Origin of the sequence: Belliella marina (assembly GCF_042682445.1) — a bacterium.
GTDB classification, from domain to species: Bacteria; Bacteroidota; Bacteroidia; order Cytophagales; family Cyclobacteriaceae; genus Belliella; species Belliella marina.
Genome location: NZ_JBHUHR010000005.1, coordinates 1 through 16,397, shown reverse-complemented (window position 1 = coordinate 16,397; position 16,397 = coordinate 1). Strand labels below are relative to the sequence as shown.

General features: G+C 40.9%; 13 protein-coding genes. 5 read left to right on the top strand and 8 right to left on the bottom strand.

Annotated elements, in window-relative coordinates:
* Positions 1-25: 25 nt before the first annotated feature.
* On the top strand, positions 26-643 hold the full coding sequence (locus ACFSKL_RS02395; RefSeq protein WP_376883195.1) for an NADPH-dependent F420 reductase: 618 nt from the start codon (positions 26-28) through the stop codon (positions 641-643).
* A gap of 202 nt (positions 644-845) precedes the next feature.
* On the opposite strand, the gene ACFSKL_RS02390 is transcribed toward ACFSKL_RS02395, so the two are convergent.
* A complete protein-coding gene (locus ACFSKL_RS02390; RefSeq protein WP_376883193.1) occupies positions 846-1,241 on the bottom strand; it encodes a group III truncated hemoglobin in 396 nt (131 codons plus the stop codon).
* Positions 1,238-2,497 (bottom strand): alkaline phosphatase family protein, encoded by a 1,260-nt coding sequence (locus tag ACFSKL_RS02385; RefSeq protein ID WP_376883191.1) that lies wholly within the window; start codon positions 2,495-2,497, stop codon positions 1,238-1,240. Before ACFSKL_RS02385 ends, ACFSKL_RS02390 begins: the two co-directional genes overlap by 4 nt.
* A 320-nt stretch (positions 2,498-2,817) precedes the next feature.
* Between ACFSKL_RS02385 and ACFSKL_RS02380 the strand changes: the two genes are divergently transcribed.
* Positions 2,818-4,953, top strand: coding sequence for a M3 family metallopeptidase (locus ACFSKL_RS02380; RefSeq protein WP_376883189.1), 2,136 nt, complete (start codon positions 2,818-2,820; stop codon positions 4,951-4,953).
* 355 nt (positions 4,954-5,308) lie between these two features.
* On the opposite strand, the gene ACFSKL_RS02375 is transcribed toward ACFSKL_RS02380, so the two are convergent.
* The 5 genes from ACFSKL_RS02375 to trxA form a co-directional block, all read right to left on the bottom strand.
* Positions 5,309-6,457 carry an MFS transporter gene (locus ACFSKL_RS02375; protein WP_376883187.1) on the bottom strand — a complete coding sequence of 383 codons (1,149 nt, stop codon included), beginning with the start codon at positions 6,455-6,457 and terminating at the stop codon, positions 5,309-5,311.
* A 410-nt stretch (positions 6,458-6,867) separates the two neighbouring features.
* Entirely contained in the window at positions 6,868-7,362 is a 495-nt protein-coding gene (locus tag ACFSKL_RS02370) for a DUF6691 family protein (RefSeq protein WP_376883185.1), read from the bottom strand.
* A 10-nt stretch (positions 7,363-7,372) separates the two neighbouring features.
* On the bottom strand, positions 7,373-7,954 hold the full coding sequence (locus tag ACFSKL_RS02365) for a YeeE/YedE family protein (RefSeq protein ID WP_376883183.1): 582 nt from the start codon (positions 7,952-7,954) through the stop codon (positions 7,373-7,375).
* Between the two features lie 339 nt (positions 7,955-8,293).
* Positions 8,294-9,715, bottom strand: coding sequence for an MBL fold metallo-hydrolase (locus tag ACFSKL_RS02360; protein WP_376883181.1), 1,422 nt, complete (start codon positions 9,713-9,715; stop codon positions 8,294-8,296).
* Positions 9,716-9,786: 71 nt separating this feature from the next.
* The gene (trxA, locus tag ACFSKL_RS02355; RefSeq protein ID WP_376883179.1) at positions 9,787-10,110 is read right to left on the bottom strand and encodes a thioredoxin; all 324 of its coding nucleotides are present in this window, start codon (positions 10,108-10,110) and stop codon (positions 9,787-9,789) included.
* Positions 10,111-10,254: 144 nt separating this feature from the next.
* Here trxA and ACFSKL_RS02350 point away from each other — a divergent pair, with 144 nt between their 5' ends.
* On the top strand, positions 10,255-13,233 hold the full coding sequence (locus ACFSKL_RS02350) for a glycosyltransferase family 117 protein (protein WP_376883177.1): 2,979 nt from the start codon (positions 10,255-10,257) through the stop codon (positions 13,231-13,233).
* 121 nt (positions 13,234-13,354) lie between these two features.
* Here the strand turns inward: ACFSKL_RS02350 and ACFSKL_RS02345 are convergent, their stop codons facing one another.
* Positions 13,355-14,134: a class I SAM-dependent methyltransferase gene (locus ACFSKL_RS02345; RefSeq protein ID WP_376883175.1), complete on the bottom strand. Its 780-nt coding sequence runs from the start codon at positions 14,132-14,134 to the stop codon at positions 13,355-13,357.
* Between the two features lie 48 nt (positions 14,135-14,182).
* On the opposite strand from ACFSKL_RS02345, the gene ACFSKL_RS02340 reads away from it, so the two are divergent.
* The gene (locus ACFSKL_RS02340; RefSeq protein WP_376883173.1) at positions 14,183-15,433 is read left to right on the top strand and encodes a GWxTD domain-containing protein; all 1,251 of its coding nucleotides are present in this window, start codon (positions 14,183-14,185) and stop codon (positions 15,431-15,433) included.
* A complete protein-coding gene (gene rlmB / locus ACFSKL_RS02335; RefSeq protein ID WP_376883171.1) occupies positions 15,406-16,179 on the top strand; it encodes a 23S rRNA (guanosine(2251)-2'-O)-methyltransferase RlmB in 774 nt (257 codons plus the stop codon). The genes ACFSKL_RS02340 and rlmB overlap by 28 nt, the downstream gene beginning before the upstream one ends.
* The last annotated feature ends 218 nt before the right edge of the window (positions 16,180-16,397 follow it).

Genomic DNA, 16,397 nt, shown 5'->3' with positions numbered 1-16,397 from the left:
ACGAAAATAATATTTGATTTTGATTATGAAACTAGGAATATTAGGAGGAACCACGCTTTCAAAAACTTTAGGCAACAAATATTTGTCCACGGGGGCAAATGTAGTGTTTGGAGTTCGGCAAGGATTCGAAACAGTGGATGTGGAATGGAAAATCCTAAATATGTTTTCGGATAAGGTATTCAGCTACAAAGAAGCGATCGACAAATCGGATATAATCCTGATATGCTGCGAAAATGAGCATTTGGTCAAAGTTTGTGAAGCCCTCAAAGAGGTAGATTTGACAGACAAATTACTCATCGATTGTACAAACAGTGCCTACAACAAGTATTTTTACTGCAATACTACTTTTATCCAAGAAAGCATAGGTGGCACACCACCAATCTACAAAGCATTCAATAACCTGGGGATAGATTATCCCAAATCAGATGTCTTGGGAATGATCAACGAGACTTATTTTTGTGGTGAAAAAGGAAATGATAAATGTAGGGTAAAGAAACTAATTGAACTGATCGGATTCAAAGCTATAGATGCTGGTGAAATAGAAAGCGCATTGCTTTTGGAAGCTTTTTATCACCTAAAGAAAGAGATCACTTTCACCAAAAGAGAAAACACCGACTACCATTTCAAGTTAATTTCCTTCTAATCACCCAACAACAAAATCTTCGGGATATTTTGGGCTAAATTATTCCCTGCGGTATAGCACTAGGCAAATCGCTTTTAGCCAAACCTCCCTTCAAGGGTTTAAGCTTGACAACCTTGAACCATGCCCCCAACCCAACGCACCTAAACCGCCCCCATCGAAGGGCTTCTCACTTTGAAATTCTCAAAAGCGATTCCCCTGAATATTAACCGTAATGGTTTCTCCCTTCCATAATTTTGAAAAATAAAATATGTGCCATCTTTCGCGCATGTTCCTTTGCGTAATCCGCATGCACTCCTGTAAAGTTTGAATCCAGGGTTTCAAACCACAGCTCCAACCAATTCCCAAAATGTCTTTGTTCAATGGAATGATTCGTCATTGTATCTACCGACTTATGTACTGGCACAGGGTTGAACTTGCCGGCACCGGGACCACTTTGCAACAACACCATTTCCCAAAAATCAGTCAAGCGTTCCAAATGCTCCTCCCAATCTTCAACAATTTGGTTGAAAATTGGTCCCAAGGATTCATGCTTCCTCACTTTGGAGTAAAAAGTCCGTACCAAAACAGAAACCTCTTCCCTTGTTTTAATTTCTTTCATCTCTCTTGCTCTTTCAATATTGGTGCTAAAACTTCCAACCTTCCATCAATTCCTTCCGGCATAGGCAAACCCAACAAATTGGCAATCATCGGGTAAACATGGATGTTTTGAAACGAATCTATTTTCATGCCTTCACAGACCTGAGGTCCATTTGCATAGAATATGGCATGCATTTCTTTATATTCAGGACTGAACCCATGTTCTCCAAACACTTCCGTTTTCATCATGGCAGCCCTGTTTTGATATTTCATCATGTCCGAAGATGTCGCAAGGTAAAACCCCAAGTCAGGTATTACCAATAATTCCCCCAAACGATTGGCATAACTATCTGTATTTTTATAATACTGCTTGTCTTTCACTTTGACCACATCGAATGGTCCCTCTATCATTTTCAGATCGAGATAAACCTGCTCCAATTCCAAAGGGTTATCCAAATAAACATGTGCCAAAGCCCCGTTATTAACAATTCTTCCTGCAATATTTTCCGTGATTTTATCCAAATTGAGAAGATTCTGCCTTGGGACATCGACCATACCATGATCAGACACCAAAAACACATTGATATCAAGGTCAATACTTTTTAGTCCCTCAAACAGTGCCCCCAATTCCCTATCTAGTTTATTTAGCTTTTTACTAAGTTCAGAATCATTGCTAGGGCCATAAGCATGACCCACATCGTCCATATCTGAAAAGTACAGGGTAATCAACCTTGGCCTTTCCTCTGAGGGCAACTCCAACCACTCAAAAACCTTAGAGACTCTGGTCAAATTTGACACCCCGCCATCGTAGTTCTTATAATAGCTTGGGCGAATTCCCTGGATATCTGCCTCTGATCCCACAAAATAATAGCTCGCTGCTTTCATTCCATTTTGCTCCGCAAGCACCCAAAGTGGGGTGCCACCATACCAATAGCCATCTTCTACAATACTTCTATCACGAATACTGTAGACTGTGTTTTTCGATGGATCAAAAAACGAATTGTTGACCAGGCCATGATTTTCGGGTTTCATCCCTGTGGCGATGGAATAGTGGTTCGGAAAAGTCTTGGTGGGAAATGAAGGTATCATCGAAGTAGCGGCCGTACCATTTTCTATAAACCTACTGATATTCTCTGGCTGAAAGCGCTCTGTGTAGTCGAACCTGTACCCATCTAGGGAGATCAATATGACATAGGTATCTCGTTCCTGTCCATATGATTGGTTTTGACAAATAATAAAAGCAAAATAAAACAGGGTGATCAACTTCAATTTTCCCATTTTTCGTGAGGATTTTTAATCCACCAAAGGTACGGTTTGCCTTTTGATCAGGCAATCATTCCAAATAAATTAGTGATTTGATAATGCTGCATGCGATCTTCGTTTAATTGATGAAACGATTTTGGACAAAATATATCTGTTCTGATTTTTTTTGAAAAGCTAGGGATCGTTTTAGTGAATACAACAAATCTTGGATAGGTACCTAAAAATATTTCCGATTCCTTTTTTAAAATGAAATCAGAGCACCTGCTTGATCTGATTTCTACGATGGTTAATTTTATTTATATCTTTGCAAGAACCAACCCAAATATGTTTGTTATATGAAAAATAAAATTATTGCATTTGCTACGGCCACATCACTACTTTATGCTTGTGGTACAGCTGAAGAAAAAACAGAATCTATGAACCCATTCTTTGAGCCATACGAGACACCTTTTGAAGTGCCTCCTTTTGATAAATTCAAAAACGAGCACTTCGCTCCAGCCTTGCGAGAAGGCATCAAAGCACAGCAAAAAGAGATTGATGATATCGTCAACAACCCTGACGTTCCTACTTTCGAAAACACCATTGAGGCAATGGAATATTCCGGGGAACTACTTGGCAATGTTTCCAGGGTATTTTACAATCTCAACTCAGTCAATACCAATGATGAAATCCAGGGGATTGCCAAAGAAATGGCTCCAGAGATCTCGGCACACAGTGACAACATCTCCCTCAATTCCAAACTCTTCGAAAGAGTAAAGGCTGTATGGGAAAACAAAGACCAACTCGATCTCAACGCAGAACAGCATAAACTCCTGGAGAACACCTATAAGTCCTTTGTGAGAAATGGAGCAAACCTTAACGATACCGACAAGGAAAAACTAAGGGAAATCAACAGCAAACTCTCTTCCCTGACACTGCAATTTGGCCAAAACCTGCTTGCAGAAACCAATGCCTATAAGCTGGTGGTTGATAAGGAAGAAGATCTGTCTGGACTTCCAGAAGGACTAATCAGCGCAGCGGCAGATGATGCCAAAGCTGCCGGAGAAGATGGGAAGTGGTTATTTACACTCCAGAATCCAAGTGTAATGCCATTCCTTCAGTATGCAGACAACCGTGAATTGAGAAAGCAAATCTGGGAAGCTTACAAAAACAGGTCGGATCAAGGAAACGAATTTGACAACAAAGCAGGCTTGATAGAAACTGCTAACCTGAGAAGGGAAAAAGCACAGCTGTTGGGTTACAATACCCACGCAGATTATGTCTTGGAAGAGTCAATGGCAAAAAATGCAGATAATGTATATAAGCTTTTGAACCAACTATGGGCTCCGGCTTTAGCCAAAGCCAAAGTGGAAAGAGATGAAATGCAAGCAATGGTAAAATCAGAAGGGCATGATTTTACAATCGAGCCATGGGATTGGAGGTATTATGAAGAAAAACTCAGAAAGCAAAAGTTTGATCTGGATGAGCAGGAAATCAAGCCATATTTTTCTTTGGAAAAAGTTCAGGCCGGGGTTTTCATGGTCGTCAAAAATCTCTGGGGTTTGACTTTTGAGGAAATCAAGGATATCCCTGTCTACCATGAGGAGGCCAAGGCATATGAAGTAAAAGAAGCCGACGGTACGCATGTTGGTGTAATCTACATGGATTTTCATCCTAGGGCTTCGAAAAGAGGTGGTGCATGGATGACTTCTTACAGATCCCAAAAAACAGAAAACGGTGTAAGAAAAGCGCCTGTTATTTCCATTGTGTGTAATTTCTCAAAACCTACCGGAAATGCCCCTGCTTTGTTGACATTTGATGAAGTGACGACTTTCTTCCATGAATTTGGCCATGCGCTTCATGGATTGCTATCAAATGTACAATACCAGAGCTTGGCCGGCACATCTGTCCCAAGGGACTTTGTGGAACTCCCTTCACAGGTAATGGAAAATTGGGCTACAGAGCCTTCAGTCATGAAGCAGTATGCTTTCCATTATGAAACTGGAGAAGTCATCCCTGATGAATTGATCACAAAGTTGACGAAAAGCGGCACGTTTGGACAAGGTTTTGCCACTACTGAATACCTTGCAGCTTCTTTGCTTGATTTGGATTATCATACCCAAAGTTCAAACATCAGCAGCAACGCAAGTGATTTTGAGAGTGCTTCTTTGGAAAAAATTGGATTGATAGATGAAATCATCCCAAGATACAGAAGTCCGTATTTCCAGCATATTTTTGCAGGAGGATATTCCTCAGGATATTATAGCTACATCTGGTCAGGGGTATTGGATACAGATGCTTTCCAAGCTTTCAAGGAAACCGAACTTTTCAACCAAGAAAAAGCACAGGCATTCAGAAAAGAAATCCTTGAAAGAGGTGGCACTGATGAGCCTATGAACATGTATGTCAACTTCAGGGGAGCCGAACCAAAAATCGACGCATTGCTGAAAAAACGAGGTCTTGACCAAGTCAAAGTAGATCGGTCGAATTAAGTGCTTGATGATGATCCGCTATGACACCAAGATGCATTTAGGCACTTGTAATCATGCGGACAATCGGAATGAAAGCAGGATTATATAAAGTATTTTAAGAATCCCTATCTAAAAAGCCCCATTCAGAGAAAACTGAATGGGGCTTTTTAATTTTATTTTTGCGGATAATCACTTCTTTGCCAGTAGCTCTATAGACCATCCCCAACAAAGGATCTATCCAGTCTGTTGACTACGCTGTGGAGAAGTGTGAACAATAGACGATTAACTCCAGCATTATGACTTTGTTATTTATTTACCAGCAAAGTAGCGGATAATCATTTTCCCATCTATTCTGAAGTACAAATCCAGATCACCATTAATCTATATTCTTGAAAACCTCCAAACGAACACTTGAAAGGATTGTAATCCCCAATCCTGCTATAGCCACCAACACAAAAGAAACCTGAAGACTCAAAAGCTCAGCAATAAACCCTATCAGAGGCGGTCCCATCAGAAAACCAAAAAATGATATGGTAGATACGATTGCCAGAGCGATTCCTGGAGAATACAATTTGGATCTGCCAGCGACACTATACGAAACGGGTATGATTGATGCCACTCCGAGGCCTACCAGCAAAAACCCAAACGTTGCAAAAAACGGTGTGGGTACAATTACAGATAAAATCAATCCCAAGAAAATCAAAAAACCACTCAACCTCAGAATCAGCAGGCGGCCAAATCTATTGGTCATCTTGTCTGTTATAAACCTTCCTGAAGCCATGGTCGCCATGAAAGAAACATACCCCAAGGCCACCAACCCAGGTTCAATCCCCACAACTTTTTTGAAATAAACTCCACTCCAATCAAACATACAGCCTTCCGAAAGCATCCCCAAAAATGCAATCCCACCAATCCTCAGCAGCAATGCGTCCGGCTTTTTCAATACCAAACCTCCACTTTCATGACTCTTTTTTTCTTTTACCAAGAAACTCTGTGCCACAAGTATAATCAAGAAACAGATCCCCGAAACCACCAAATAATGAATACTGGGCAAAACCCCCATATAAATCATGATGGCACCAATACCTGCACCACTAAACCCCGCCAAACTCCAAAGCCCATGAAAAGAACCCAAAATACTCCTCCCATACATATCCTCCACTGCTAATGCTTGGGTGTTTAGGGAAATGTTCATCATATTTCCAATCATTCCGAAAACCACGACCACCGGAACCAACATCCAAACACTGGAACTATAGCCGATCAGCGGAAGAAACAGCATATACCCAATTGCGCCCAAGACAATGACAATCTTGCTACCAAAGCGATGTACTGCCCATCCTGCCAGAGGCAAAGCGACCAAAGATCCAATCGGCAAGCCCAAAAGCAATGTTCCCAACTGGGATTCAGACAAGGAAAACTTCGTCTGAACATCGGGGATTCGCGATGCCCAAGATGCAAAACATAAGCCTGCTAGAAAAAATAAACTCCCGAGTGCTGTCCGGCGTTTTTGAAGTATAGTCATAGATGCAATAGGTTCAGGAAATAGCCTGCAAGTTACTTACTATTTTGCATTCACAGACATTGATTTCCTCCATAATTCTTCCTTGGTATCACAATCGATTGCAAAAATAACATATCATTGATAAATGGTTTCCAAAACAAAATACCAATCAAACAGTTTAAAATATCATGGTATTCATAATCGTAGCCTGCATAGTATTGGCGGCAATTTTACTCATCAGATTAGTCATCAAAAAAGTATTTGATTAAGTACCTATGCCGTTTTTCAGAAAGTCATCCCGCATGTTCTGATTCATGAGAAACTGTATATTGGACAGGGGAAACCTAAAAAGCCCTATTTTGACGGCATTGGAATTGGAACAGTCAAGCAAGTGGACTACTTGTTTGACTGTCCGTTTTTTAGGCTTGGTTTTAGTTTGGCAGTTTGTCAGAAAACCTACCATAAACCCAGGTGCCAGCAATTGCACTCAATAGGGTCACCAATACCACAGTAAACCCACTCCCGATTTGAGCAAACAAAGGTCCGGGACAGGCTCCAGTCAAAGCCCAGCCTAATCCAAATATAAAACCGCCGATTATCTGTCCTTTTCTGAATTCCTTCTTCCCGATTTTTATGGCTTCTCCATTGATGGACTTTATGTTGAACTTTTTTATCAGGAAAATGGAAAGCATTCCCACTACTATGGCAGACCCTATCACCCCGTACATAAAAAATGATTGCAGTCTAAACATTTCCTGAATTCTAAACCAAGATACGATCTCAGCCTTCACAAAGACAATTCCGAACATTATTCCTACTATGAGATATTTCGTCAAGCCTAAGGCGGACTCTGGCTTTTCGCTAAAATTTGGCGCCTCACATTCCAAAGGCTGATTTATCATTTTGCTTTTGTCGTCTATTTTCATTTTTCCTTACTTAAAATCCAACCAAATCCATCAAAGGCATCAACAGAAGATGTGTCATCACAAACCCTCCGAGCATAAAGAAGATTGTCGCTACCAGAGATGGCCACTGCAATGAACTGATCCCCATGATCGCATGGCCCGAGGTACAGCCTCCGGCATACCTTGTCCCAAATCCTACAAGAAATCCCCCAATCACAAAGAACAACAAGCCTTTTGAGGAAAACAGATTCTCCCAGTTGAAAATCTCTACCGGCAATAATTTGGTGTAATCCGTGATTCCCAGTTGCGCCAAATCAGCCTGGGTAGAAGCTGCCACAACTACATCCTCTGGATTGGAGAAAAATACCGTGGCAACAAATCCGCCAATCAGTACACCCAATACAAAAACCATATTCCAACTTTCTTTTCTCCAGTCGTAGGTAAAAAAAGGGATATTGGCTGGCACACATGCAGCACAAATATGCCGAAGAGAAGATGAAATGCCGAATGATTTATTCCCTATGAGCAAAAGTACAGGGACAGTAAGCCCTATCAACGGCCCTGCTACATACCATGGCCAAGGCTGGCTGATCCAATTAATCAATTGTTCCATTTTACTTATCTATTTTTGTTTTGTTCTACATCAATTACTTTCCTAAAATCTATAATATACAATAAAGTTCAAATTCCGCATATCTACCCTATTGATTTTCAAAATGAATTTGAATCCTCTTTGACACTATCCATTTTGGTGCTTGAAGCTTGTGCCAAGGCAAAACCAGACAATGCAAATAGGATCGCCATGGACAGAAATCTAATCATTTTCAAATTTGGGGTATTATCTTGTTGGTTTAAGTGACTCTTATCACTTAGGTCTTCAATAAACCAAAAATGGCAAGATCGAAATCTTGCCATTCTGTTTATAATTCTAACTTTTACTGCTCCTGCTTATTTACAACAGTGTCGTAGGGCAGACGTAGTCACTTATCTCGAATTTACCGGATTCCTTGATACTCTTGAATCCGCCATTGACATCAATCAGGTTTTCATACCCCCTAGCTCTCAATATTGATGTGAAAACCATAGACCTATACCCTCCTGCACAATGCACATAATAAGTCTTGTTTTTGTCAACCTGAAGCATGCTTTCGTTGATATAGTCAAGCGGTGCATTCTCAGCATCCAAAACGTGTTCGCTCAGATACTCACTGTTTTTTCTTACATCAAGTATATTTACCGGACCTTGTTTCTTTTGGATTTCTGCCAATTCATCTGAACTGATAGACTCAATGGAATCTACCTCATTTCCTGATGTCTTCCAAGCATCAAAACCGCCATCCAGATACCCAATTGCATAATCATACCCTACCCTGGCAAGCCGGGTGATTACTTCTTCCTCTTTTCCTGTCTCGGCAATGACAAGGATCTCTTGTTTCAAATCTGGAATCATCGCCCCAACCCATACGGCGAAACTTCCATCTATGCCAATGTTGATGGAATTTGGGATAAAACCTTTTGCGAATTCTTGCGGATTTCTGGTATCAAGCAATACAGCACCTGTTTCATTGGCCACTGCTTCAAAAGCACTTGGAGATAAAGGACGTACACCTCTTTCCAATACCTCATCTATGCTATCATACCCTTGGATATTCATCATTACATTCTGCGGGAAATATGCCGGTGGAGGTGTCAATCCGGAAGTGACTTCTTTGACAAATTCCTCCTTTGTCATTTTTTGAAGCGCATAGTTTGTCTTCTTTTGGTTACCCAGCGTATCGGTAGTCTCCTTGCTCATATTTTTGCCACAGGCAGAACCTGCTCCATGTGCAGGATAGACTGTCAAATGATCCGGCAAGGGCATTATTTTCTCCCTAAGGGAATCATAAAGATGTCCGGCAAGCTTATCCTGTGTTAGATCTTCCACTACTTTCTGAGCCAAATCAGGTCTCCCTACATCACCGATGAACAAAGTGTCTCCAGTAAATACCGCCTCTTCTTTTCCTTCCTCGTTGAAAAGAAGATAACAGGAACTTTCCATCGTGTGGCCGGGAGTATGCAGAAGCCTTACTTTGATTTTACCAATCTGAAATTCTTGGCCGTCTTCTGCCACAATAGCATCAAAGCCAAGCTTCATCCCAGTAGGACCATATACTATGGCAGCACCGGTTTTGGCTGCCAAATCTTGGTGTCCAGATACAAAGTCTGCATGAAAATGTGTTTCAAAAACATACTTTATCTTCGCATTGTCGCTTTTTGCCTTTTCTATGTATGGCTGTACTTCCCGCAAAGGATCAATGATGGCAGCTTCTCCATCTGATTCAATATAGTAAGCCCCTTGCGCCAAACATCCGGTATAAATCTGCTCTATTTTCATATCTAAATTATTTATTTTCTTGTTGCAAAGTTATCATAAGCAAATCCGCTCATGTATGATCTTTGTCACATTTATAGGTTTTTCCCAATATTCTGACTGACCACACTTACGAGCTGATGTGTAGGTACCACCCCAGATTGTCGCCATAACACTTTCCCTTTTTGAAAAAGGATCAAGGTAGGAACTCCACGAACTTGGAAGTTACTCGCTGCAAGTTGATTTTTGTCTATGTCTACCTTAATAATTTTCACCTTCTCTCCCAATTGCTTTGCTGTATCCTCAAGAATAGGCTGCATCATTTGGCATGGCCCACACCAAGTTGCAAAGAAATCTACTAAAACGGGCTGATCTCCCGAGATCAACTCATTGAATGATTTAGGTCTTGAACTGTTCATGGTCTTCGATTTAATATAGATCAAATTTACGGTAAAGTGCCGAATAGGACGGTAATTTTTGTCACAGAAGCTTAAATGCTGTTAAATTTCCTGAGTTTAGTGATTATTTGCTTATTTTCGCCCGACACATCTATTTCAAAAACAATGCTTGATTACAAAAAGGTCAATAATCTGACAGGTTGGCTGATTGCCTTGGTCGCCACTTTAGTTTATGTATTAACAGTTGAGCAAACGGCAAGCTTTTGGGATCCGGGGGAATTTATAGCCGTTTCCTACAAACTGCAGGTGCCACACCCTCCGGGAGCACCATTGTTCTTGTTGATTTACAGGATGTTTGGATTCCTTGCCATGGGAGATGGCCTTCAGGTAGCATATTGGATGAATATCGGGAGTGCTATATTTTCGGGATTCACTATTCTTTTCCTCTTTTGGTCTATCACCTTGCTAGGCAGGAAACTTTTCAAGATGGAAAATGGAAAAGAAAGCAAAGGACAAACAATCAGCCTGATGGGTGCCGGAATAGTTGGAGCTTTGGTTTATACTTTTTCGGATAGCTTTTGGTTTTCCGCAGTTGAAGCAGAAGTATATGCAATGTCATCCTTCTTTACCGCCATAGTCATCTGGGCATTTCTCAAATGGGATGTCATCGAAGACCCTGTTTTGGAAAACAAATGGATGATTTTCATCGCCTATTTGGTAGGCTTATCTATTGGTGTCCATTTGCTGAACTTGGTCACTTTGCCTGCATTGGCATTGATTTATTATTTCAAAAAATACAAAGAACCAAACATCAAAGGAGGCGCGATCGCTCTGGTTTTAGGTGGTGTGGCATTGATTATCATCAACAATTTCATCATCCCAGGACTTCCAAGCTTGGCTGGATCCATTGAGATCTTCTTTGTCAACAGCATGGGGCTTCCATTCGGATCTGGGATTGTTTTCTTCAGTATTGTTTTTATAGGATCCCTAGTCTATGCCATTCTTTATTCCATCAAAAAAGGAAAAGTTATCCTTAACACAATCTTATTGTCATTGACATTTATACTCATTGGCTATGGCTCCTATGCACTGATAGTCATCAGGGCCAATCAAGACCCCATCATCAATGAAAACAACCCCAAAGACATCGTCAGTTATGTGTCTTACCTCAAGAGAGAGCAATATGGATACCGCCCACTTTTGCACGGACAATATTTCACTGCTGCCGTAGAATCGCAGGAAGATGGAGCGCCAATTTATCTCAAAGGAAAAGACAAATATGAAATAGTCGATTACAGTACCGTCACCAAATATGACAAAAACAAAACGACTATCTTGCCAAGAATCTATTCCACGCAAGAGCGGCACAAGCAAATCTACCGTGCCAAACTGGGGTTGGGTGCAGGTCAGGAGCCTACCTTTTCAGACAATATTTATTTCATGTTTTCCCATCAGCTCGGGCACATGTATTGGAGATATTTTATGTGGAACTTCTCCGGACGGGAAAGTGATTACTCAGACGCACCTTGGCTAGGCATTACTGACGCATTCAGTGATAAATTCCCTGATTATATCAAAGAAAACAAAGCACACAACAATTACCTGATGCTACCTTTGATACTTGGTCTTATAGGTCTGTTTTTCCAAGCCAAGAAAGATCCCAATTCATTCTACGTGACGATGGGACTCTTCCTCATGATGGGTGTGGTCTTGGTGATCTATCTGAATTCCCCTCCCGTAGAGCCACGGGAGCGAGATTATATCTATGTTGGTTCTTTTTATGCTTTTGCCATATGGGCCGGTTTTGGGGTATTGGCAATCGCCCATGGAATCGCCAAACTCAACAAAAACCTAGCTGTATCTGGCATCATCGCAACATTGATCACTTTCCCAATCCCTGTATTGATGGGAAGCCAAAACTGGGATGACCACAACAGACAGGGCAGATATTTCTCCGTAGATTCGGCAAGAAACTTCTTGGCATCCTGCGAACCCAATGCCATTCTATTCACAGGGGGTGACAATGACACTTTCCCACTATGGTATGTGCAGGCGGTAGAGGATTTCAGGACTGATGTAAGGGTGGTCGTATTGAGTTATTTTGATACTGATTGGTATGTGGATCAAATGACCAGAAAAGTTTACGAGTCTGAGCCTTTGCCTTTTTCACTGGAATATGACCAATATAAGAAAGGAACAAATGACTATCTCTATCTCTTCGAAAGAGAGGGGCTTGATGCAATCTCTGCCAAAGAATACCTAAAACTAATCAGGAACAAAAGTGATCTTTTGAAACTTCAAGGTTCAAATAAAATGTCCATCAATATGGTCCCTGCAAGAAACATTATCCTGGACGTAGATGTAGAAAAAGTCTACAACCAAGGACTGATCCCTGAGGGCATGGAAGCTTTGATGGTAGACCAAATGAACCTTAGAGTCAAGGGAGAATATTTATCCAGGGGAAACCTGATGCTATTGGATCTCATCACTACCAACAACTGGGAAAGACCTATCTATTTCAACAATACTTCATTGGCGACAATAGGGTTGGACTTGGAAGACCATGTAGTAATGGAAGGAATGACTTACAGACTATTGCCTGTAAGAAAACCCCAAAATTTCAGGGCAGAATTGGTAAATACCGAAAAATCCTACAAGCACGTTATGGAAGACTTTGCTTTTAGAGGCATGGACAATCCTGACAACTATTTCGATGATGAATTCAGAAGGTTCACTTCCAACCACAGAAGTTCGATCAACAGCATTGCCATTGCGCTTCTTGACGAGGATGAAATGGATAAAGCTGCAGACATCCTAAAATTCAGTTTGGAAAAAATGCCAAACAAAGCCATTGCTTATGACTTGGCAAGTGGACAATCTGTACCATTGCTGTTTGAGGTTGGTGAAGATGATTTGGCTTTGGATATAGTAGATAAAATGAGTGTAAAATCAATCCAACTTCTGGAGTTCTATGCAAGGACTGACAGGGCTTATGATAGAGAAGCCATGATCTCTTTGGAGATGCTCAGATACTTTGTCCCACTCCTGGAAGAAAGAGGCTATGAAGAACTGGCTGCCGAACTCAAAAAGGACTTGGAGAGATTCATAGGGACTTCTGACAATAACCGATTGGACAGAAGATAAAAACTGGCTTATCTAAGTAAAAAATATTCAATTCCCAACAAAAAAACGCCCAAACCACTGGGTGTTTTTTTGTTGGGAATTAATGTACAGAATACAGAAAGGCAACTTGGATGAAATTAACTTAACTTCTTTTCTCCAAAACATAAAACAAATCCAATCCCTGATCCGGATGATCGACCAATTGATAATCCGCATGGCTTATATCTGTAACGGCATTTCCCTGCTGTTTGTGGAGTTTTTTTCGATTCAACCTATTTAGGATCTCATAAGGAAATCTCAAGACCGCAGCAGGCAATCTATGCTGTAAATCGAAAATATCAAAACGCATGATCTTGTTGACAGACTTACGATTTTGCTCATGATAATTCCAGACTTTGTCATTTCCTCCTATTCCCATCGCATTCACCTTATCAAAAACCTCTTCACAAAGCTTTACCAATTCCTTCGCTGTATATTCCCGGATATGCCATGGGTTTCGGGACAGAGTATGGCGAATATTCGGGGTAGAGATAATCGCCTTCCCACCCGGCTTCAAAACCCGGTAGATTTCTTCCAAAAAAAGTTTGTCGTTCTGGATATGTTCGATCACCTGGAAACTAACCACCGTATCAAACGAATTGGATTCAATTCCAGCGAATGGCGGGATCACTGCCTGTTCAAAAGCCACAGTAGGGTATTTTTGCTTCAAGTCATCAATAACCTCTTGGATCTTATCAATCCCCAAATAAGTATCTACTTGATTCAACAATTCCTCCACTCCCCTTCCTTCTCCACAACCTACTTCCAACAGCTTTCCCGAGACCAAAGGTTTGGCTGCAATATAGGCTTTCAGTAGACGTTGATGAATTGGGTTATCACTAACCAACTTATCCGATGCAATTTCCGTTGTATAGGTAGCCATTTAAAATTTTATTAATTTGAGCAAAAATAAGGTTAATTTTTGAACCAAATGACAACAAAGACAATAACAAAGAAATTCCAGCTACTTTTAAGTGCCTTGTTGCTAAGCTTCACTTGCACACTTGTAGGAGTAGCCCAACAATCTTTAGAATCAACCAATCAAGCACTTAGATACTCGAGGTATTCGAGGATATCCTTGAAAATCATTCCTATCCAGGAAAGCCCGAGGGATTTTGTCCTCCAGATTCCCATCGAGAAGCTTGAGGAAAATGCCGCTTTTGGTGATTACAATTTTTATTTCACCATCCTTTCGGGTTACAATCAAACTTTCACCGATGAAAATTTGACTAAATTGGAAGAGAGTGATTTGAGGTCAAATACCCAAAACCATTTTTATTTTGAACAAAAAATCAAAGTTCCCGAAGAACAAAACGTAGCGATAGCTTTTTTGAAAGTAGTAGATACGCGGCAAGGGGATGAGTATTACTACCATGTTGATTTGATCAGCCCATTTGTCTTGGGACACCCAAACTTTGGGGCATACTTCGGCAACAACATCCCTTTTGACCAGAATTTTCTCGTTCAGGAGGAAGCACTGCTTTTCAAAACAAAAGGGCCAATTAGCCTGAACACCTTTTATTATCCAACAAAATTCGATGCCCCATACCCACCGATGGAGACAAAGCCTGCACCAGTACCAAGAGAGGTAAAAGTCTTGAATCAGGGAGATTTCCTTGCGAACACCCCCAAAAGCTTCGATGACTATGGCTATTATTTTATCCAATCAGACACCAATTCCACACAGGGATTGATGATCAAAACAGTCCCCCAGGCATTCCCAAGAGTAGAATCATGGGATGAAATGGTGGACATGGTCGTCTATATTTCGACTAGGAAAGAACATGAAGCATTGTTGAATGCCGACAACAAAAAAATAGCCTTGGATCAATATTGGATCGGGTTGACTAAGGATGAAGAAGCTGCCAAAACCTTGATCCGTGAATATTTTAGACAGATAGAATTTGCCAATATTCTATTTACCGATTTCAAAGAGGGATGGAAAACAGACAAAGGAATGGTCTACACCGTCATGGGACCACCAAACGGGGTCACTTTCAGGCAAAATGCAGAAATATGGACTTATGGCAATCTTGATTCAAATTCAAAAATAAACTTTACCTTTGCACGCGTCAAAAATATTTTGACTCCTAACTATTATACACTCAACCGTTCGAGAGCCCTACAGCCGGAATGGTTCAAAAGCATTACATTATGGAGAAGCGGAAGGATGGATTTCTGATAGAACGTGGTGAGCAGGACAAGGATTTTATCTTTGGAACGCGAGCAGTCATGGAAGCTATAAATGCCCAAAAAGATATAGACAAAATCCTTGTCAACAAGGAACTCAACAATGATCTGATCAAAGAATTGTTGGCTTTGGCCAAACAGGAAAAAATCATGGTAGTCCGTGTGCCTGAGGCAAAACTTAACCGAACTACAAGAAAAAACCATCAAGGAGTTTTGGCGCACATTTCTGCAATCCAATATGCATCTCTGGACAATGTCATAGATGAGTGTTTCAACAAAGGTGTAGCACCACTCATTTTGGTTCTTGACAGGATCACTGACGTGAGAAATTTTGGTGCAATGGCCAGGACGGCAGACTGTGCAGGTGTTCACGCTATTGTCATACCAGAGAAAGGCAGTGCCCAAATCAATTCCGATGCCGTAAAAACTTCAGCTGGAGCATTGAATTTTCTTCCTGTATGCCGTGTAAAGAATCTTTATTACACAGTGAAAGAGTTGAAAAAAATGGGGTTGAGTGTGGTAAGTGTGACTGAAAAAACCGATAGGGAAATGTATGAAGCTGACTTCACCATTCCAACAGCATTGGTATTGGGTTCTGAAGAAGATGGGATTTCTCCTGAATTGATGGGAATCAGTGACGAATTTGTCAAAATCCCACTTTCGGGAAATATAGACAGTTTGAATGTGTCAGTAGCTGCTGGAGTAGTTATCTACGAAGCGTTAAGACAGAGGAAGTAAGACCAAAGGATTAGGGAAAAGGTGAAAGGAGTTGCTTCTTTCACCTTTTTCTCATTTAGCTTTTGGCACTAAACTCTCAGAATACGGATTCACAGAACATTGTTTCTTTTAAAAAGGGCTTCTTGGAAAATTCCTTCGGAATTTGAAAGTAGGGCAAAAACTAAGCTCTACTTTCTTTTTTTGAGCTATTTGAGTGTAGTTCAAGAGTCAATTTATAC